At 63.8% G+C, this 18,585-nt stretch carries 19 protein-coding genes; 9 read left to right on the top strand and 10 right to left on the bottom strand.

Annotated elements, in window-relative coordinates:
* Positions 1-80 precede the first annotated feature (80 nt).
* Both MP11Mi_RS08010 and MP11Mi_RS08005 read right to left on the bottom strand, forming a co-directional pair.
* Entirely contained in the window at positions 81-1,226 is a 1,146-nt protein-coding gene (locus tag MP11Mi_RS08010; protein WP_420041758.1) for a tyrosine-type recombinase/integrase, read from the bottom strand.
* A gap of 70 nt (positions 1,227-1,296) precedes the next feature.
* Positions 1,297-2,133 (bottom strand): helix-turn-helix domain-containing protein, encoded by an 837-nt coding sequence (locus tag MP11Mi_RS08005; protein ID WP_420041757.1) that lies wholly within the window; start codon positions 2,131-2,133, stop codon positions 1,297-1,299.
* A 113-nt stretch (positions 2,134-2,246) separates the two neighbouring features.
* Between MP11Mi_RS08005 and MP11Mi_RS08000 the strand changes: the two genes are divergently transcribed.
* From MP11Mi_RS08000 to MP11Mi_RS07975, 6 genes are all read left to right on the top strand, one after another.
* Positions 2,247-2,459 carry a helix-turn-helix domain-containing protein gene (locus MP11Mi_RS08000; RefSeq protein WP_420041756.1) on the top strand — a complete coding sequence of 71 codons (213 nt, stop codon included), beginning with the start codon at positions 2,247-2,249 and terminating at the stop codon, positions 2,457-2,459.
* 696 nt (positions 2,460-3,155) lie between these two features.
* The gene (locus MP11Mi_RS07995; protein ID WP_420041755.1) at positions 3,156-3,473 is read left to right on the top strand and encodes a hypothetical protein; all 318 of its coding nucleotides are present in this window, start codon (positions 3,156-3,158) and stop codon (positions 3,471-3,473) included.
* Positions 3,474-3,546: 73 nt separating this feature from the next.
* Positions 3,547-3,804 carry a hypothetical protein gene (locus MP11Mi_RS07990; RefSeq protein ID WP_420041754.1) on the top strand — a complete coding sequence of 86 codons (258 nt, stop codon included), beginning with the start codon at positions 3,547-3,549 and terminating at the stop codon, positions 3,802-3,804.
* Positions 3,801-4,523: a hypothetical protein gene (locus MP11Mi_RS07985; RefSeq protein ID WP_420041753.1), complete on the top strand. Its 723-nt coding sequence runs from the start codon at positions 3,801-3,803 to the stop codon at positions 4,521-4,523. The genes MP11Mi_RS07990 and MP11Mi_RS07985 overlap by 4 nt, the downstream gene beginning before the upstream one ends.
* A 97-nt stretch (positions 4,524-4,620) precedes the next feature.
* Positions 4,621-5,913, top strand: a complete 1,293-nt coding sequence (locus tag MP11Mi_RS07980) for a tyrosine-type recombinase/integrase (RefSeq protein ID WP_420041752.1) — start codon at positions 4,621-4,623, stop codon at positions 5,911-5,913.
* A gap of 2,935 nt (positions 5,914-8,848) precedes the next feature.
* Positions 8,849-9,490 carry a Fic family protein gene (locus tag MP11Mi_RS07975; RefSeq protein WP_420042042.1) on the top strand — a complete coding sequence of 214 codons (642 nt, stop codon included), beginning with the start codon at positions 8,849-8,851 and terminating at the stop codon, positions 9,488-9,490.
* A 272-nt stretch (positions 9,491-9,762) separates the two neighbouring features.
* Here the strand turns inward: MP11Mi_RS07975 and MP11Mi_RS07970 are convergent, their stop codons facing one another.
* The 7 genes from MP11Mi_RS07970 to MP11Mi_RS07940 form a co-directional block, all read right to left on the bottom strand.
* The gene (locus MP11Mi_RS07970; protein ID WP_420041751.1) at positions 9,763-9,990 is read right to left on the bottom strand and encodes a hypothetical protein; all 228 of its coding nucleotides are present in this window, start codon (positions 9,988-9,990) and stop codon (positions 9,763-9,765) included.
* A gap of 23 nt (positions 9,991-10,013) precedes the next feature.
* A complete protein-coding gene (locus tag MP11Mi_RS07965) occupies positions 10,014-10,535 on the bottom strand; it encodes a DinB family protein (RefSeq protein WP_420041750.1) in 522 nt (173 codons plus the stop codon).
* Positions 10,536-10,599: 64 nt separating this feature from the next.
* A complete protein-coding gene (locus MP11Mi_RS07960; protein WP_420041749.1) occupies positions 10,600-11,805 on the bottom strand; it encodes an acetate kinase in 1,206 nt (401 codons plus the stop codon).
* Positions 11,802-13,895: a phosphate acetyltransferase gene (gene pta, locus MP11Mi_RS07955; RefSeq protein ID WP_420041748.1), complete on the bottom strand. Its 2,094-nt coding sequence runs from the start codon at positions 13,893-13,895 to the stop codon at positions 11,802-11,804. Before pta ends, MP11Mi_RS07960 begins: the two co-directional genes overlap by 4 nt.
* Before the next feature lie 88 nt (positions 13,896-13,983).
* The gene (locus MP11Mi_RS07950) at positions 13,984-14,529 is read right to left on the bottom strand and encodes a TetR/AcrR family transcriptional regulator (RefSeq protein ID WP_420041747.1); all 546 of its coding nucleotides are present in this window, start codon (positions 14,527-14,529) and stop codon (positions 13,984-13,986) included.
* A 53-nt stretch (positions 14,530-14,582) separates the two neighbouring features.
* Complete coding sequence (locus tag MP11Mi_RS07945) at positions 14,583-14,942, bottom strand: DUF5709 domain-containing protein (RefSeq protein ID WP_420041746.1); 360 nt, start codon at positions 14,940-14,942, stop codon at positions 14,583-14,585.
* 18 nt (positions 14,943-14,960) lie between these two features.
* Positions 14,961-15,857 carry a cation diffusion facilitator family transporter gene (locus MP11Mi_RS07940; protein ID WP_420041745.1) on the bottom strand — a complete coding sequence of 299 codons (897 nt, stop codon included), beginning with the start codon at positions 15,855-15,857 and terminating at the stop codon, positions 14,961-14,963.
* A gap of 81 nt (positions 15,858-15,938) precedes the next feature.
* Here MP11Mi_RS07940 and MP11Mi_RS07935 point away from each other — a divergent pair, with 81 nt between their 5' ends.
* Both MP11Mi_RS07935 and MP11Mi_RS07930 read left to right on the top strand, forming a co-directional pair.
* Positions 15,939-16,394, top strand: coding sequence for a hypothetical protein (locus MP11Mi_RS07935; RefSeq protein ID WP_420041744.1), 456 nt, complete (start codon positions 15,939-15,941; stop codon positions 16,392-16,394).
* A gap of 46 nt (positions 16,395-16,440) precedes the next feature.
* Positions 16,441-17,013 (top strand): hypothetical protein, encoded by a 573-nt coding sequence (locus tag MP11Mi_RS07930; RefSeq protein WP_420041743.1) that lies wholly within the window; start codon positions 16,441-16,443, stop codon positions 17,011-17,013.
* Between the two features lie 96 nt (positions 17,014-17,109).
* On the opposite strand, the gene MP11Mi_RS07925 is transcribed toward MP11Mi_RS07930, so the two are convergent.
* Complete coding sequence (locus tag MP11Mi_RS07925) at positions 17,110-17,673, bottom strand: HdeD family acid-resistance protein (RefSeq protein WP_420041742.1); 564 nt, start codon at positions 17,671-17,673, stop codon at positions 17,110-17,112.
* A 24-nt stretch (positions 17,674-17,697) separates the two neighbouring features.
* On the opposite strand from MP11Mi_RS07925, the gene MP11Mi_RS07920 reads away from it, so the two are divergent.
* The gene (locus MP11Mi_RS07920; RefSeq protein WP_420041741.1) at positions 17,698-18,579 is read left to right on the top strand and encodes an acyl-CoA thioesterase domain-containing protein; all 882 of its coding nucleotides are present in this window, start codon (positions 17,698-17,700) and stop codon (positions 18,577-18,579) included.
* Positions 18,580-18,585: the final 6 nt, after the last annotated feature.

The following is an 18,585-nucleotide window of genomic DNA, read 5'->3' as shown; positions in this document are numbered from 1 at the left end:
AACATTCGTGCCACATGCGCGTCGACGCCGCTGCCGCGCTCGCCACAGTTGCGGCGCGCCCCTGATGTCATGCCTGTCGCCTAGCTAGGACTCCTAACGGCCGCCGCCAATAACTCGGCCGCCTCGCGCCCCTGGCCCGGCAGCACATGTGAATAGACGTCGAGAGTGATCGTTGCCGACGCGTGGCCGAGTCGTTCAGAAACGACTTTTACCGGCACGCCGAGCGCCAGTAGCAGGCTGGCGTGCGTGTGCCGCAAGTCATGCAGCCGGATCGTCGGCAACTCGTCGTCGAGGGTGCCGCGTGCTGCCTCGACGCGAGTTCGCCAGCGGCGCGAGACCTCGTTAGGGGAGCGGGTCGACCCGTCGCGGAGGTTACCGAACACGTACGCGTCGGCTTGCATCCGTTCGAGAGAGAGCTTGCCGAGCGTCTTACGCCACGACTTGAGTAGCGACACAGTGTCGGCATCGACGTCGACGACGCGAGCACCGGCGGACTTGGTCAGCTTGACGACGCCCCGTTGTGTCGTATCGAGCGCTCGCCGGATCGAAACGCGCCCATGCTTCATATCGACGTCAGCCCACCTGAGCGCGAGCGCTTCGCTGCGACGAACGCCTGTGTGTGCGATAAACGCCCACAACGGGTACATGGGATCGTCGTACGTGTCGCGCGACCACGACAGGAACGCGTTTAGTTGCGCAGCCGTCCACACTTGCATTTCCGGTCGCTGCGACCGGATTGCGCGGCCCGTTGGCGGCTGCACAATGTCGCGCTTCCGTGCCGGATTCACAGCGATGTATCCTTCGCTGACAGCCGCGTCGAGGGCGGCCGCGAGTACCGCGTGCACCTTAGCGATCGTGTTCGCGGACAATGGTTTACCTGCATTCGACCCGTCGCGACGGCCATCCTTCGCAAGTTGCCGGTAATGTTTCGCGATCCGTGTCGCGGTCAGCTTGTCGAGAGTGATCTCTCCGAGTTGCGGCGTGATGTGGTTACGCGTGAGCCGCTTGTAACCTGCCACTGTCGAACGCTCAAGCTGTCGGCCGTCGATCCACGCGCCGACGTACGTGGCAACTGTCGGGACGTCGCGCGCGAACTTGATTCGCTGGCGTAGCTTGCGCTTGGCATCGTCGAGCGCATCGTCGGCCGCATCGGCCGTCAAAAATCCGCCACCGCTGGCGAATCGAGACCCGGCGTCGGGATCCTCTGGGTCGACCGGAACGCGCATCTGCCAACGCCACCGTGTACCTGTTCTCGTCTGGTAGCTAACGATGGTCCCTCTGCCGCGTCGTCGGCCGCTAGATCGTGCCATCACCCGCAGCCTGTCGCGCCATCGCGTTGTGCACCGATTGTGCACGGTCCGGGCCGACCCATCGAATGAGGACCGGATCGTCTGGGTCGTACACGTGACCGATCACGCCATTCGCTGCCAGGTGATCAATCAAGAAGCGGGCCGTCTCGGCGTCGGTGGCCTGATCGGCGGTAGCACCCGACTCAACCAGACGACCTAGCGTGTCGGCTGCAACTTGCCGCGCCATCGCATCGTGCACCGAGGGCGCTCGGTCCACGCCTACCCATCGAGCAAGCCCCTCGACGTCGTAGACATGTCGGGAAACTCCACTCTCGGCCAGGTCTGCGAGCAGGAGCCGCGCCGCCTCGCCATCGTCTACTTCGCTTACCTGCGTCAGCAAGTCGCGCACGGCGTCAGCCTGAGTCAAGATGCCTGGCGTCGTCCGCGCGACAATATCGACAGAATCGAGCATCAATTCCCGAGGCTCACCCATCATCGTCGCAACTTGAGCCCCTTTGAACAGGATCGGGTTTCGCTTCGCGAACTCACCTAGATCGTGCCCTGACGACCGCCCCTGGGCGTCGCCAATCCCGAGAAGCTCCCCCGGCGGGACGTCGAGCGCGGCCGCCAGCGCCGCCAGATCGTCGACGTCGCACCGGCGGCCGTTCGCTTCGAGCTTCTGCACCGCGTCGGCCGTGAATCGACGTCCCGCGGATTCCAATCGATCGGCCAACTCTCGCCTCGTGAGTCCGAGTTCCTGCCGCCGAGCCGCGACGTTGGCCGCGACGGTCTCCGCGATCGGCCCCGCATCGTTGCCACGCTTCCTTGTGGTCGAATTCGCCATATATCGCAGATTACGCGGTACATGCTTGCGGGTCTACCGGCAGTCCGCTACCGTTCGATACCAGTCGCTCACTATCGCGAGATACGCGCACTATCGCGACTGGAGGTTGAGACGTGATACATCACCGAGTAACGACGCTGTCGGCGCTCCGAGATTCGGACGCCGCCGCGTTGACACGTCAGGAGGTCGCCGACCTGTTTGGCATCGACGCACGTGCGGTGTCCTCCGCAGTAGCGTCCGGCGAACTGCCGTGCATCCGCATTGGTCGCAAGGTGTTCATCCCGCGTGAGCCACTCCTAGCCATGCTGACAAAGGTTGAGCAATGAGAGTGCCCGTCAACGCTGAGACACTCCCAGACGGCCGACTACGGGCAGTATGCGAGTTTTGCGACAAGCGATCGGCCCCATCGACGCCCGCTGACGACGGTCTCCCGTCATCTCTGCCGGGATGGCTCGTCGCGCCGTATCCAGACGAGTTCATTCACGCGGACGGATCGACTGGCTCAACGTTCACTTGTCCCGCATGCGATAGGGACGGCCAGCGACGCCAGAACGCCGGATTGACGCCGCTGCTGACACCATCGCCGACGCGAATATCAGCTCGTCAGCGGCGAGCGACGATGTTCGCTGAGCGGATGTCACGCAACGAATCCGTACCTCCCCGTGACGCTGACGAGCCGTTGACGTCTGAGCAGATGCAGACGGCCGCGACCACTCTGCGCCGAGCCGCGACCCTCTTTCGGCGAGGGGCTACCCCGGCCGACTTAGATGCACTCGCCGAGGCTGAGCACAGACAGGCGGTCGAAGCAGCGTGCAACGAGGGCGAGGCCCGCGAACGCGCGCGAGCCGTTCGACCGCGCCGTCGATGCCGGGGCCGCTGCCGCAACGGACAGCGATGCCGACGAGCCTCGCCAGAGTGGTGGGACTCTGCCGCCAACCAATCGCCGTGGTACTGCGACGCGCACTGTTCACAGCAGCGCACACGGGCGCGTGGATAGCGGAAAGCCCATCGCCGATCTAGGCATGACGGTCAGCGATTGGCACCGACTCGTCGCGCGTTCATCGCTGACAAAGCCCGAGAAGCATCTCGCCCTGACAATGGCTACTTACGCCAGTTACAGGACGGGTGCCGATATTTACCCCGGCAATCGGAAACTCGCCAGAGCGATCGGCTACTCGAAACCCGACCTCGTCGGCCCGCACATGCAGTCGTTACGCCGCAAGGGATGGGTTGTCCAGGTCAAACCCGCGAACGAGGAACGCGGCCGCGTCGCGCGGTACACACTGTCGGTCCCACTCGACGCCGACACACAACTCATCTACGGCCCCGAGGCCGTCTAGACGCGGCCGTTCGAGCAAAGACTTGGCCACCGCCGAAAGAGGCAGTGCCACAACAAGGAAGAGGAATCAGATCATGCAATACACCGACAAAGTACCCGCCGACCTACGGGCCGCGTACGACGCTGCGCCTGGCCCATCTGGCACTGACGTTCAACTATGGGCATCCCGCGCCCATGACGATAAGTACCCACGAGACCCCGAAAGGCCGACAGCGGGCGTCTATCCCGACGCCGCTTGCGCGGCGCTCGATACCGACGACTACGTACAGGGCGAGCACCTGCGGCGCATGGAGCACGCACTCAACACGATCACAAAAGGAGACGCACGATGAAGTACAACCAGACACAGACAGCCGACGGGGCCGATAGGTTCCTCGACAAGACGCCGAGCGGGCAACCAGTGGGGTGGGAACTCAGCGGCGGCCCCGGTCGGGAGTCCCTTCTCCAGGCGGTGCCCGCACCCCCGCTAGACCGAACAATCCCCGCGCGGCTACGGACCGAGTACGACTCCGCCCCACTCATGTCTGACCGCGAGTTGGTCCAACTCGCAAACGACGCCCATCGACGTCGCGCCGACCGAGCACACCAGGCGTCGCAGGCTGCCTACGCGGCAACACACGAGGGACGAACTGTATTCACAGACCTTCGGCCCGCATACGACGCCGTGATCGCCGAGGGGCTGACGGACCAGGACTTCGACGACGCTCAGCACCTCCAGCGCATGGAAGTCGCTGAACGCAAGGTGAGGGCCGCCGAGTCGGCCGCCAAGCGTGAGGCCGACCGGCAGTCCGCCCGGTGTCGTGTCTCTGAATGCGGTGCACTCGACGTACCGACTCGTCGGCCGGTCGTCCAACTGACAGCACCGAATGGGCCGTTGGATAACGGCCGCTCCGTGATCCTCGACGGCCCCGGCGTCGTCTGTGCCGAATGCGAATCAGTCATCGTCACTGAGTACCTCGCGTCGCTGTCGGCCGCCAAGCTCACCCGTCGTACGACCCGAGCGGACGCCGCGCGCGAGTACCTCGCCAAAGCGAAACGTGCTGCGCGCTGACGGTCCCGCTGCGATCTGAACGGTGCCCCGGCTGCCCATCGATGGCCGCCGGGGCGTCTCGTCTCACATCTTCCAAAACGAGCAGGAGCAAACTGATATGACTCATGCAACCGATGAATGGGCCGCCGCGATTGAACGATGGCGGACCGATCAGACCAGCGCAGGTGTATCGAAACCCGTTGTTTCACAGCGCCTAAGCCACGTAAATCATTGCGCCGAATACCTATCGACGACCGACAGAGGGCCGTGGACGCTCGAAACCGTCGACCTCGTCGAGTACCTCGACAGCCGCTCGTGGTCAGCGCTAACGCGGCGTAACAACGTCAAATCGTTACGCGCTCTGTACCGTTGGGCCGTCGCTCAGAATCTCGTCACGTTCGATCCCGCGGTGAGTGTCCCGGTCAACTTGTCGCCAGCGGCCGAAGCCCTGATCAACCGTCATCGCGTCGTCTACCCCGAACACGTACGTCCCGGTCCCGCTCCGCTGAGCGTGCCCGCTGCCTGGTCCGACCTCATCGCTCGATGGAAGACACACGCCCGATCTGCTGGTCTATCAGTGCACACGATCAACGTCCGCGAAAGTCATATGGAACGTGTCGGACGCGACCTGCACCCATCGACGCCCGCCGATGTCACAACCGAGGACCTAGAGGAATGGCTAGCTGGCCACACCGATGTGGCGCGCGAGTATCGCCGCTCGCTACGTAGCTCGCTGCGCGCGCTGTTTGGATGGGCCGCCGATGTCGGCCAACTCCCCAACGACCCCAGCAGGAAGCTCCGCGTCATCCGCGCCGTGACACCGCTCGCGCGGCCTGCATCGTCACAGGACTACCGCGACGCTCTCGCGCGAGCCGACGACCGCCAGACCGTAATCCTCATGCTTGCTGCCGAGATGGGGCTACGTCGCGCCGAGGTCGCACAAGTACACGCTAACGATATTCTCGACACAGACGACGGCCCATCGCTCATCATCCACGGCAAGGGCGATAAGAAGCGTCTCGTACCGATGACGCCGCGCATGTACCGCGTAGTGCGAAACACGTTGAAAAGCTACGGAAACGGATACTTGCTCCCCGGCGCGACCGCTGGTAGCCATCTGACGCCCGCATACGTCGCCAGGCTAGCCGTTCAAGTACTCCCCGACAGAGTCACTCTGCATCAACTACGACACCGCTTCGCGACAGTCACGTACAGCGCGCACAACGACGTACTGAGTGTGCAACAACTCCTCGGCCATGCATCGCCAGCGACCACACAGCGGTACGTCGCCGTAGACGCTTCGACACTACGGGCGACCGTCGAGAGCGCCAGCGGCGCATATCCGCGCACGGCGCGACGGACTACAGGCGTCGAACCGTCGTCATCAATCCTCGAAACGAGCGCACCATGATGCGCCCCGAGCGTCGAGCGTTCCCGCTTGGGTACGACAGCCCTGAGCACCCCATGTACGTACCTCGGCCTCTGCGATCGTTCTACCTGACAGTGTCGACCCCAGCCACTCACCCCGACGACGTTCTCGACGCGGTATTCGTGCACCACACAGAAACCGAGCTACGCCGCGCATTCGATACACACCGAACCATGCGCGACCGAGCGCACGAGCGCCGCATCCGGCGGCCGCGATGAATCAGACCGACCGATTGCCATGCATCGTGCCAGACTGCGGCCGCCTGCGAATGCAGCGACGCCGCTACTGCGGTAGCTGTTATGGCCGACTGCGCAGATATGGCGACCCAATGCACCGTCCTGGCCCGAGAATCGTCGCAGACCTGTCCGGCCGCCGCATCGGCACACTGACAGTCGAGCACTACGACCGCGTCGCGCGGTCATGGTTGTGCCTGTGTGAGTGCGGAAAGCGACGACTGTTACGGACCGAGCACCTCAACAGGCCAGGCCACCACAGTTGCGGAGACAAACGACACCGCCGCAAGGCAATCGTCGGCTACATCGCGGCGCACGAACGCGTACACAGCGACCGTGGCCGCGCGGCCGAACACCCGTGTGCTGCGATTGCCTGCGGGAATATGGCCGCCCAATGGGCATATGACCACAGCGACCCCGACGAGCTATCGGACGCCCACCACGGCCCGTTCAGCCTCGACGTCGGACGCTACCGACCTCTTTGCCATAGCTGCCATACGAGTGCCGACCACGCGCGGCAACTCCACCTTGGTGGCCTACAGCTACCCCTCTGGACGGCTAACGACCAGAGCTAGACGTACCCCCAGAATGTGGGGTGTGGATAACCGCCGACCTCCCGCCAGAAAGTGGGGGTTGGTACAGGTTCGACCTACCCCCAGAAAGTGGGGCGACCTACCCCCAGAAAGTGGAGCGACCAACCCCTACTTTCTGGATGTGGTACCAACCATTACCAACCATTACCAACCATTAGCCGTGGTTGCGTAGCCGGGTACGTTACGACGCGCGCGAGGAATCGCCCTGACACCGTCGAGAACCTACGGCCGGTTCAGCACGACGTCGAACCCAGGTGCAACCGTCGCCGAGGCAACAAGACGGTGCAGGAGTCGAAGGACAGCCACGGTCTGGCCCGTCCCCGGTCCCACTCGCCCCGTGACGATCGTGGTTCGGCGACGATGCATAGCCCACTGCATAATGAGCCGCATAACTATGCATTGATATGCACTCACGCTATGCGTGGGATATGCAGGCGATGATTGTTCGATACACAACCACAGGCTGTCAGCTCACCCTGTATCTCGGCTCTGTGGTGCGGCTACGTTGTGCGATGCCTATCGTCGTGTCCGCGTCACTCACAGGCCGCTCTCGTGGCGTTAAGCGGTCACTGATGCGCATTCGCGCGCTCGTTTTTGACATTCGATCGAGAAGTACGGGCGGTCCCTCCGGCCTCTCTCTTTCCAGCCCCCACATACAGGGGGTCGGTACATTCAGAATCAGGCGAGCACTGACCTCTTCATGCATATTTATGCGTCTCTCCGTGGCGCGCTGGCCATGTTCATGCTGAATCGCCCGGAATATGAGCAGGTCTGGCCACGATTCCACCCAACCGCCTGGCCTCGCCGACTTCCTTTGCCACCTGGCAGTCGTTGGCACCCTCGTCGCCCCTCCGGTAGTCGCTACCGATCCCTGGGAGCGGTCCAGGCGTTCGTCTCGCAGCGGCCTCGTCGAGACGTCCTCCGCCAAGCGCCCCTGAGCCCTCGCGGCCTGTGGCGGTAACGCCTGGCGGTCTCCGGGCAGGCGACTGGACTACTCGCGCCGCTACGACAGTCTTCACGCTGAGGTACCCGACGACGCGCCACAGCGAGTGGCGAACCGCTTTCGTAGGTATAAGGACACGTAACGGAATCACCCGCCTAGGACGAACAAGTCCACGAGACTGCGAGCTACTTTGCGCGCGGCACTATTGGGAGGACCGTAATGCATATCGTTGATCCGCTAGGCCAGGTCGCACAATTTCTGAACTCGATCGGCCTGCGGGCATTCCTGGATGCCATCCGGCCGCTCGTTTTCCCATAGACCAGCCTCGCAGACTGACGCCCCGTCGCTCCCCTGCGTAGCGGGGCGTCGTCTGCATGAGGCGGTCTAACGGCCTTCTGGCTTCGCTTTGATCGGCCGAGCGACCTCGTCGATGCATCGTTTGATGCATCACCGATGATGCATTGTGCGGTATCAAGAAGCACTGAACGGCATGGGCCGAACCGTCCAATGCCTGTTCAGCTGCCTTATTCGACCCGAACTGCGCTCCACTGAACAAACCCTATCAAGGGTTCGAATCCCCTATCCTCCGCCATACGGAAACTACCCGCTACCGGCACTAATGCCGGTAGCGGGTAGTTGCTTTCGGTTGCCGAGCAACAACGTTGCCACTGCCGCGCCGACTTGCCCGCCATCTCGGCCGCCGCCTGCCCTTCACCTGGCAACACGTGCGAATAGACGCCGAACATGGTCGCCGACCGCTAGTACTTCGCGACGCCGCACACCCAAGGGCCCAGCCTGGCGCGCCCGCGGCCGCCACGCCCGACCGACAGGGCTTGAACTTCCAAGGTTGTAGTTCAAGCAAAACCCGACACGCTTGAGTCAACCCCTAGGAGATCCAACCCAGCTTGAACCTCCACAGCTGCAGTTCAAGCAAAACGCGATATCCTTGAGCCATGGACCTGGATGGCCTCCGTCAATCGCCGATCGGCGCGCTAGTTCCGATCGACGGAGTAGACCCCCGTACCTCGCGGCCGTGGAACTACTGGGCATTCCTTCCCGACCCCCTGCCCGTCGAACCTCGACTATCCGCTCGCGCCGTGAAGGCCGCAGCAAGAGCCGGGTCCGCGATGGCTCGACTTGACTAGTCGATAGCAAAGTTTCCACGACCCGACATCCTCGTCCGGCCAATAATCCGGCGCGAGGCAGCAAGCACCTCCGCGCTAGAGTGCGCCTTTGCATCATTCGAGGACGTTCTTGAGGCCGACTTCCTTGAAGAGGGAGACATGTCCGGAGAGCAGCGCGAGATCAGAAACTACGTCATAGCCACCGATCTTGCTGTGAGCCAGGTGAACGATCGCCGAATCTCCCGGACATTCTTAGGCGAACTTCAGCAAACAGTCGTTCGCGGCACACGAGCTGACACGCCAGACGCGGGTGACATTAGACCACATCAGGTCGCAATTGGTGCTCGCGAACCACCTATCGAAGATGCTCGGTTTGTCCCCTGCCCGCCCGGTGACCAATTGGAAGCGGGGATTCGCGACTGGGAAGACTGGGTCGCAGCCGATGACGACCAGCTCATCGTTACAAAGATGGCCCTCGCGCACTACCAGTTCGAAACACTGCATCCTTTTGGGGACGGAAATGGTCGCCTAGGCAGGCTAGTCACTGTACTGCAAGCGATGAAGGCCGGGGAGCTGCGCTTGCCAGTCCTCACCGAAATTACCGGCCGCCGACAGAACCGGCTATTTGTTAACTACGAAGCGCTGCGGATCGTTCGTTGGGACTAATTGCACCACCACACAAGCAAGCCGCACGCCCCTCGCTGGCACAGCGGCCACCGGCCGAGTGGCTGACAATTAGGAAACTACCCGCGACCTGCACTACTGCCGGTATCGGGCGGCTTACTCTTGATCCAAGGCCATTCAGTGTGACGCATCACGAGGGGCATCACCGGTCCCACGGCTTCGGCACTCGACTACGGTTTGCCGACGAGAACCGCCGAACCCAGAGCACGACGCTTGACCGGTACAAACACACATCCTTACAGGCGACGGACAGGTCAATTCGGCTCGACTACGGAGCGGGGAACGCAGCCCGTTTCCGCACGTCTGCGCGTCCACAGATTCACTCGGGCGAGCCCAATTTCCCGAGCATCCTTGTCCTCGACCTTGACTCTCGCCCTCGGCTTGCTCCCACTCGTTGAATCACCGCTTCCGTAGGCGGCGAGCGGTGCCGCCAGTGCCGCGAACGCGACGACCCCGAGGACGCGCTCTTTGACACGGAACATAGTCGATCCCTCTCCACTACGAACTAACCACTAAATTCAGGTGCACCGCCATCTCGTTCAGTGGTGTCCCTGATCTGCTCGGAAATTATGTCCGCGTGACCCGCGTGCCGGGCAAACTCCTCAATCATGTGGAGATAAATCCACCGCAGAGATGCGTGGCCGCGTCGATAGTGGCGCGCGCGGTAATCAAGAGAATATCTGGCGGCGATATCGTCCGATAAGGTCCGAGCACGGCCGTACTCGGCGATCACGCTGTCGAACGTATCCGAATCATCAAGGTACCAACTCTTGTCGTCACCCACGGCGTAGCCATCACACCGATACTCCGGGAGCCCTGCCAGAGTTCGTTGAAACCAGATCCTTTCGGCAGCGGCGCAATGTTTGATCAGCGAAAGTGGGGTCGTCAATGATGGCACCAATTGAACTCGTGCCGCGGAGTCGGGGAGACCGGAAAGCGCAGCGAGTACCGCATCTCGATTGCGGTCCAAGGTAGCCTCAAGCAAGTGACGCTCCGAACCGGTTTGACTGGTCTGATCTGACGTCACTGCTGCTCCTCTACACGATCCGGACAGGTATTGCCAGACGAACGCCCAGCCGAACAGGCTCGCTCTAGGCGCCTGCGACGGCGACAGCAGCTCGAGCGATCGCGAGTTCCTCGTTCGTCGGTACGACGAGCACAGTGACAGCGGATCCGTCAGCCGAAATCACGCGCGCTTCGTCCGACCGCACCGCGTTGCGGTCGGGATCGATGCGGATGCCGTAGTTCTCCAGCCCCGCCAACGAGTCGGCGCGCACCGGTGCGGCGTTCTCGCCGACACCCGCAGTGAACACGATCGCGTCCACTCGACCCAGTTCGATCATGTAGGCGCCGATATAACGACGCAGACGCTGCAGGTACACGAGGTAGGCCTGAGCCGCGGTCTCGTCGCCTTCGTCGACGCGCTGCAGGATCGTACGGAAGTCGTTCTCCCCGCACAGCCCTTTCAGGCCAGACTTCTTATTGAACAGGACGTCGATGTCCTCAATCGACATGTCGGCGACCCGCGCCAGGTGGAAGACGATTCCAGCGTCGATGTCGCCGGTGCGCGTACCCATCACCAGGCCTTCGAGCGGTGTCATACCCATCGTCGTATCGAACGGAACGCCGCCGCGGATAGCCGACGCGGACGCCCCGTTGCCCAGATGCAACACAATCTGGTTGAGTGCGCTCGGCGCGTGACCGAGGAACTCGGCGGCCCGCTGCGAGACGTATTCGTGGCTGGTGCCGTGAAAGCCGTAGCGGCGGATCGCGTACTCCGCCGCGACTTCCGCGTCGAGCGCGTACAAAGCTGTCTCGTCGGGCAACCGACTGAAGAAGGCAGTGTCGAAGACCGCCACCGCGGGCACGTCGGGCAGCAATTCGCTGACTGCGTCGATCCCGGTCAAGTTGGCCGGATTGTGCAGGGGTGCCAGCGATGAGATCCGCACGATCTCCGAACGCACCCTCTCCGTGATCAACGTCGGCTCGAAGAAGCTGCGACCGCCGTGCACCACGCGGTGGCCGACAGCTGCCAACCCCGATTCCGCGACGTCGACGCCCTCCTCGGCGAATAACTCGACGACCAGCGCGATCGCCGCCTCGTGGTCGGGCAGCGCCACCTCGCGGCGGACCTCGACACCTCGATACCAATGCTTGATCGACGACCCAGGCTCCCCGATCCGCTCGGCGAGACCATCAGCGACAACCTCCTCGGTCTTCGGGTCGAGAACCTGGTATTTCAGCGACGACGAGCCTGCGTTCACCACCAGAACGGATCCTTCGATGACCGCGCTCACTTGTCGGTTCCCTTCTTGATGTTCTGTGCTTGGATCGCGGTGATCGCGACGGTGTTGACGATGTCCGACACGAGCGCACCGCGCGACAGGTCGTTCATCGGCTTGTTCAACCCCTGCAGGACAGGACCGATCGCGATCGCGCCCGCGCTGCGTTGGACGGCCTTGTACGTGTTGTTGCCGGTGTTCAGGTCTGGGAAGATCAGCACCGTCGCGCGCCCGGCGACCGGCGAGTCGGGCATCTTCGTGGCGGCGACGCTCGGTTCGATCGCGGCGTCGTACTGGATGGGCCCTTCGACGAGCAGCTCCGGTGACCGTTCGCGGACGAGTTCTGTTGCGGCCAAGACCTTCTCGACGTCTTTACCCGAGCCGGATCCGCCGGTTGAGTACGACAGCATCGCTACCCTCGACGAGATGCCGAACGCCTCCGCGGTGCGGGCCGACGAGATGGCGATATCCGCGAGTTCTTCGGCCGTTGGGTCTGGGACCACCGCGCAGTCGCCGTAAGTGAGGACCTTGTCGGCCAGACACATGAAGAACACACTCGACACCGTGGAGACACCGGGCACCGTTTTGACGATCTCGAACGCCGGCCGAATCGTCTGCGCCGTGGTGTGCACAGCGCCCGACACCATGCCGTCGACCCGACCGGTGTGCAGCAGCATCGTCCCGAAATAGGATTCGTCACGCACCACTTCGAGCGCGCGGTCATGCGTCATTCCCTTGTGTTTGCGCAATTCGGTGTACGTGTCAGCGAACTCCCCGACCAACTCAGACGACGCCGGGTCGATGACGTCGACGTCCGACAGGTCGATACCGAGCTCGTTCGCCCGGCGACGCACCGACTCCGGGTTGCCGAGCAGGGTCAGCTTCGCGACTCGCCGACGCAACAACCGGTCGGTGGCGCGCAGGATGCGGTCGTCGCCGCCCTCGGGCAGCACGATGTGCTGGACATCCGATCGCGCTTGCGCCATCAGCTGGTACTCGAACATCTGCGGGGTGACGACTTCGGGGACATGCAGATTCAGCTCGTCGACCAGTTCGGTTGCCGACACATGTCGCTCCATGAGCGCCAGCGCCGCGTCGATCTTGCGTACCGACCCCGACGCCATGCGTCCGCGCGTGGACGCCGCTATCCGCGCGGTCTCATACGTGCCGTGCTCGCTCATCAGGATCGGCAATGTCGGTCGCAGACCTTTGACGAGCCCTTCGATCATCGGATGCGGACGTAGCCCGCCGTTCATGATGATCCCCGATAGTCGCGGGAAGCCTTCGGCGGCATTCGCGTTCACCAAGGCGAGCAGCACATCCGATCGGTCGGCCGGCGCGATCACCGCCATCGACTCGCTCAACCGCTCCAGAATGTGTTCGACGGTCATCCCGCCGACCATCACGTCGAGGGCCTCCCGGTCGAGGAGATCGCGGTCGCCGCTGTACAGGCTCGCGCCGAGCGCCTCCTGTAGTTCGCCGATCGTCGGCGCCGTCAACACCGGCTCCTCGGGCAACGCCCATGCGCGGACACCCGTGTCCCGCAACGCGTTCGCGACATCGATCAGCGCCGCCGGATCGCACCGGTTCGCGACAATGCCGACCGTCGACGCGTGCGACCCCTTGATGTCTGACATCAACATCTCAGCGAGTGAACGGATCTCGGTCGGCTCCCGATCGAGTGCCTTCACCACCAGGATGATCGGCGACGACAGGTTCGCGGCGATCCGCGCGTTGTAGCTCAGCTCGGACGGCGACGCGATATCCGTGTAGTCCGAACCGATTACCAGCACGTTGTCGCACTGATCGGCGACGGTGTGGAAGCGGGCGACGACGTCGGCGATCGCCGAGTCCGGGTCGGCGTGCACGTCGTCGTAGGTGACACCGATGCAGTCGTCGTATGCGATGTCGACCGATGTGAACTGCAGGAGCAGATCGAGGATGTAGTCGCGTTCCCCCGCCCCGGCGCGGGAGATCGGCCGGAACACGCCGACACGTCCACCGGTTGCCGCGAGCAGGGCCAGTACCCCGAGAGCGACGGTCGACTTCCCAGTGTCTCCTTCGGCCGATGCGACGTAGATGCTGCGGGCGCCAGAGCCTGTCATGGCGTCCAGCCTATCGGTAGCGACGGTGGCTCCACCGAACGCGAGCGGCCAATAGCCTGGCATGTCGACCTCACCGGAACGGTCGACCTCAACGGACGACGGCGCGCACCACCAGATCGGCGATCTGTTCGTCGCTCATCGAACTGCCCGGCACCAACATGCACGAGTAGACGACGCGCACCATGAACTCCGCCGCCGCGCGCGAATCGGGGTACAGCGACGCAGCATCCGCCGCCGACACGTCGACGATGCTGACATCGACGACCCGTTCGACGAGACTGGGGCTCGCGACGTCGGTGGAGACCAACGCGCGGACGATCTCCTCGGGTTCCTCACGCAGCACGTATTGGAGGGCGTCGTGCGCCCGGATGTACTCAAGAGATTTGAGGACGCGCACCCGAACGCGTTCGGCGACGTCGGTCTCATCGGCGCCCCATTCGATCAGCCGCACACGCAACTGCTCCAACTCGTGCGAGACGATCGCATCCACCAATGCTTCACGCCCACCGAACATCCGGTACGCCGTGGCACGCGCGACCCCGGCGTGCCGAGCTACCGACGTCAGGCTCAGCGCCCGCGCTCCGAAACGCGACACCAGGCCGACACCGACTTCGAGCATCCGGTCACGATCCATGAGAAAACGTTATCGAACACTGCCCGGGTCGCGGCCAAAGGCTCCCGTCACGGCTACTCCACGATGTGGACGGCAGCCTCTTCTGCGGTCGCGCCCGCACCGTCGACACCGGCGTCCTGGCCGAACGCGTTCGAGTGGTCGTCCGACGAAACGAGCCGACCGGACCGTTGCTCACCCGCGTCCTCAGGCTCCGGGAAGTCCGGGTCGTCGGCGACACCGGCCGTCTCCGGGACCTCCTCGGCGAGCCTCGAGTCGAGACTGTCGTGCTCGTGGCGGCCCGGCTCGTAATCGGGCGGCGAGTAGCCGCGATCGAGAACGTCCCCGACTTCCTCGTCGAGCAGCGTGTCCTCCGGCTGAAGTTGGTCGCTATCGTCGACGGAGTAGTCGCCGTCGTTGTCGTCAGAGTCACTCATGGTTCAAGAGTAAGTCCGTCACCGTCGCCACGGCTCGTAACTGCGCGGATCCTCGATCGGTTCGATATGGATGGTGCAGCGGAGATCGTCGACGGCGGCGTACAGCGCGGACTCGACCTCTTCGGCCAGGTCGTGTCCGCGGCGCACCGTCCAGTCGCCGGGGACCAGCATGTGCAGCTGTACGAAACGCACGTGTCCGGCCTCGCGGGTCCGGACGTCGTGGAAGTCGACCCCCGCCGACCGGAAATGGTCTAGCACCTCGTCCACGAGCGCTCGGTCCGCGTCGGGGATCACGGTGTCCATCAAGCCCATCGTCGAATCCCGCACGAGATGCCAGCCGACAACGATGATGTTGATCGCGACGGCGATCGCGACGAGAGCGTCCAACCGAGCCCAGCCGGTGATCGCGACGAGCCCGACGCCGACGATCACTCCCGCCGTCGTCCACACGTCGGTGAGGAGATGCTTGCCGTCGGCTTCCAGCGCGGCGGACCGGTACGCCCGCCCGACCGACATCAGCTTCCACGCTACGACCCCGTTGACGATGCTGGCGATCACCGAGATCCCGAGTCCGAGTCCGACCGATTCGAGTTCCTCGGGGTGAATGAGCCGGTCGATCGCCGAATAGCAGATGAATGCGGCGGCAACGACGATCATCACGCCTTCGACGACAGCCGAGAAGTATTCACTCTTGGAGTGCCCGAAGTTGTGGTCGTCGTCTGACGGGCGGGCCGCGATACGGAGGGCGACGAACGCGCCGACCGCAGCGACGAGATTGACTACGGACTCCGCGGCGTCCGACAGCAGACCGACGGATCCGGTCAACTGCCAGGCCGCGGTCTTGAGCACGATCGTCACGATCGCAGCCGCGATGGACACCAGCGCCCACCGGCTGAGATCACGGCGATCGGTCATGCCTCCAGCATGTCATTCACGCACCGGACCCGCGGTGAACCTCGGTTTACCGTCGGACAGGTAGTCGGACCAGGAGCCCCCATGATCGTCACGCCAGCACAACGGTGGTCTGCAGTGATTCCGATAGATGCGGTGATCCTCGCAGCCGGCGCGCTGTTGACCCTTGGCTCGTATCTGTTGCCCTGGTACTCCGATGTCGACCGGCCCACCCGGCAGGTCACCGGCCTCGGTCGGGCGAACGATCCGGCTCTCGAACTACATTCCGCGCGCCTGAACTGGATGGTCGCGGCCGCCGCGATCGTCGCGCTCCTCCTCGCCACGCGACGTCTCGCCGGCCAGGTCGGCGCGTCGTGGCGGCACGCTGCGGCGGCCGTATCCGCACTCGCCGCCGCCGGTGCGCTCTTCGACTTCCTTACCGTCCCCGACGGTATGACGCCCGCTCACGGAATGGTGTTCGCGTCCGTCGGCGCGGGGGCGACAGCCGTGGGCGCGCTGCTGTGTCGACAGCGGATCGGCCGTCTCGAGCGTCGAGAGTAGATGTGATTCACCCACGCGCAGATGTGATGCAGGGCACTATGGAGGCATGCTCGACGAGTTGAACTTCCAGGCGCGCGAACTGTACGACGCTGGCGAGTTCAGTCACGCGCTCGCCGACTACTCGGTCCTTCGCGAGATCAGATCCCGCCGAGAAGGCCCGTACTCAGTGAAATACCTTGCCGCACTGCACGACTGCGTGCGCTGCATGTCGCACCTGAGTCTTTGGATGGATTCGAATCTGCTGTGCAGCGAACTCCACGCCAAATATGTGCGCACCCACGGCCGAGGCGGCGGCGACACCGTCGACGTCGCCCGCCATTGGGGGTGGGCGATGATCCACCTCGACCAGTCGAGGTCAGCTGCCGCACTTTGTATGACGACTGCCGACGCCATGTGGGATTCCGACCGTTCGGGCGCCGACTTGCTGCTCGGCGCGGCCGCCGCGCAGTCGCCTGAGGCGGCCGCGATCGCCGGTACCGGCCTCGTCGGCGGCATCCACCTGATCCACGCCGCCGACCTCGTCGCCTCGTTGGACCGATGGAACCGCGCGCTCGTCGACGACGGTGCGCGCGCGTCGGCGACAACCGATTCACTCGCCCCGCGCGCCCTAGCTGCGTGAGATGCTGTCGCGAGTCTCACCTGATCAGCCGTCTTGACGACGTTCTCTGGGTTCTGCGGCCATTTAGTGAGAATTGTGTCGGCGGTCGGCGTCCGGTCAGGCCTTCCGCTTGGCCGGAAGCGCGAACAGCGTCACGATGCTGACCGCGATCAACATGATCGCGATGAACCACAGAATGGTGCTGAGCGTCCAAATGGCAGGCAGCACGATCATCGCGATACCGGCGGCCACTGACACGATGCCCGACACGATCACCAGCCAGCGCGGCACCAGATAAACAGAGAGCTTCGCGCCGAACAGGTCCTGGAACCCGGCAAAGATCCACCCCACGCCGATGAAGATGCCGAGCAAGGTCAACGATTCGGACGGGTTGAGGATCGCCAGGACACCGGCGGCGAGCACGATGCCGCCGAACACGGCGAGCAGCATCCGCGAACCGAACGGGGCGGCGGTCGTCGCGAACGCCACGAACAGACGAATCAGCCCAGTCACCACGAGGGACACTCCGAACAGGACCGCGACTACAGCCAACGTCGCGCCCGGCCATACGAGTGCGGTGATGCCCAGAGCGATGCCGACGATCGACGTGGTGATCAGGAAGGTGCGGACGGCATTGACCGCGGCATCGGGCAGAGCAGACGGGGCTGAGTTGACAGTCATAGTGAAAGCGTAACGTCAGAGAACATGTCTCAGAAGTCCTTCTTCACTCCCGGCGATTCGCAACGCGCCGACCCGACGCGTTTCGCAATGAGCCTGTGGGGGCCGGACGCACTGAACGGCCCATCGGTATGCGGTCTCGCCGCGTACGCTGCGGAACGCGAACACGCCCGCGACGGATGGCTGCCCGCACGGTTCACGCTGGAACTGTTCAAGTCGGCGCGCAGGCTCCCGACGAGCACGCAGACGCAGACGCTCCGCGACGGGCGTCGCATTCGAGTCGTCCAGGTGAGCGTCCGCCAGCACGACGAAGCAGACGAGATCGGCGGCGATGCGACCGGCACGCTCGTCGCACAGGGCAACGTCGTCTTCTTGAAACAGGGAGACAACCCGCCGGGCGCGCGTTGGTCGCGATCCGACGTGCGGATCGACGTCCCCGGGACTGCCGACGACGATCCACACACTCAGTTCTCCGACGTCGAGCACGACTGGAGCTCCGACATGAGCGAATTCCAGAACGGCAACCGACGTCGTCTGTGGAGCAAGCCGATCAACGTCCTGCCCGACGAGTCGCTCACCGCCTTCCAGCGCGCCGTAATCGCAGCGGAGGGCACGAGCCTAGCCACCAACTGGGGCGAGGGCGGCATTGGTTTCATCAACTGCGATCTGACTGTCGCGCTGAGCCGACTCCCGGACGGCGATCGGGTCGGTGTCGAATCCGACAGCCACATCGAGGACGCGGGCGTCTCGGTGGGCACTGCGAATCTGTTCGACGCTCACGGCCAGTTCGGTATCGGTCTGGTGACCGCCGTCGAGAACACTCGCGCCATGATCGACTTCCACAAGGTCACCCCACCGGCAGCGCGCACCGAAAACAGCCCGTTCGTCGGAGACGACCACAACGTCTGAGTGCGA

It is taken from the genome of Gordonia abscondita (assembly GCF_032711245.1).
Taxonomy (GTDB): Bacteria; Actinomycetota; Actinomycetes; order Mycobacteriales; family Mycobacteriaceae; genus Gordonia.
The sequence above is the reverse complement of the archived record's forward strand: the minus strand, read 5'-3'. Positions and strand labels throughout refer to the sequence as shown.

What these genes read in the sequence shown, in the direction of transcription:
- MP11Mi_RS07935 (WP_420041744.1), top strand. Translation starts at nt 15,939, where the DNA reads ATGATCGTCACGCCAGCACAACGGTGGTCTGCAGTGATTCCGATAGAT.
- MP11Mi_RS07925 (WP_420041742.1), bottom strand. Translation starts at nt 17,673, where the DNA reads ATGACTGTCAACTCAGCCCCGTCTGCTCTGCCCGATGCCGCGGTCAAT.
- MP11Mi_RS07995 (WP_420041755.1), top strand. Translation starts at nt 3,156, where the DNA reads ATGACGGTCAGCGATTGGCACCGACTCGTCGCGCGTTCATCGCTGACA.
- MP11Mi_RS08005 (WP_420041757.1), bottom strand. Translation starts at nt 2,133, where the DNA reads ATGGCGAATTCGACCACAAGGAAGCGTGGCAACGATGCGGGGCCGATC.
- MP11Mi_RS07950 (WP_420041747.1), bottom strand. Translation starts at nt 14,529, where the DNA reads ATGGATCGTGACCGGATGCTCGAAGTCGGTGTCGGCCTGGTGTCGCGT.
- MP11Mi_RS07945 (WP_420041746.1), bottom strand. Translation starts at nt 14,942, where the DNA reads ATGAGTGACTCTGACGACAACGACGGCGACTACTCCGTCGACGATAGC.
- MP11Mi_RS07940 (WP_420041745.1), bottom strand. Translation starts at nt 15,857, where the DNA reads ATGACCGATCGCCGTGATCTCAGCCGGTGGGCGCTGGTGTCCATCGCG.
- MP11Mi_RS07985 (WP_420041753.1), top strand. Translation starts at nt 3,801, where the DNA reads ATGAAGTACAACCAGACACAGACAGCCGACGGGGCCGATAGGTTCCTC.
- MP11Mi_RS07990 (WP_420041754.1), top strand. Translation starts at nt 3,547, where the DNA reads ATGCAATACACCGACAAAGTACCCGCCGACCTACGGGCCGCGTACGAC.
- MP11Mi_RS07970 (WP_420041751.1), bottom strand. Translation starts at nt 9,990, where the DNA reads ATGTTCCGTGTCAAAGAGCGCGTCCTCGGGGTCGTCGCGTTCGCGGCA.
- MP11Mi_RS07920 (WP_420041741.1), top strand. Translation starts at nt 17,698, where the DNA reads ATGTCTCAGAAGTCCTTCTTCACTCCCGGCGATTCGCAACGCGCCGAC.
- MP11Mi_RS08010 (WP_420041758.1), bottom strand. Translation starts at nt 1,226, where the DNA reads ATGCGCGTTCCGGTCGACCCAGAGGATCCCGACGCCGGGTCTCGATTC.
- MP11Mi_RS07930 (WP_420041743.1), top strand. Translation starts at nt 16,441, where the DNA reads ATGCTCGACGAGTTGAACTTCCAGGCGCGCGAACTGTACGACGCTGGC.
- MP11Mi_RS07980 (WP_420041752.1), top strand. Translation starts at nt 4,621, where the DNA reads ATGACTCATGCAACCGATGAATGGGCCGCCGCGATTGAACGATGGCGG.
- pta (WP_420041748.1), bottom strand. Translation starts at nt 13,895, where the DNA reads ATGACAGGCTCTGGCGCCCGCAGCATCTACGTCGCATCGGCCGAAGGA.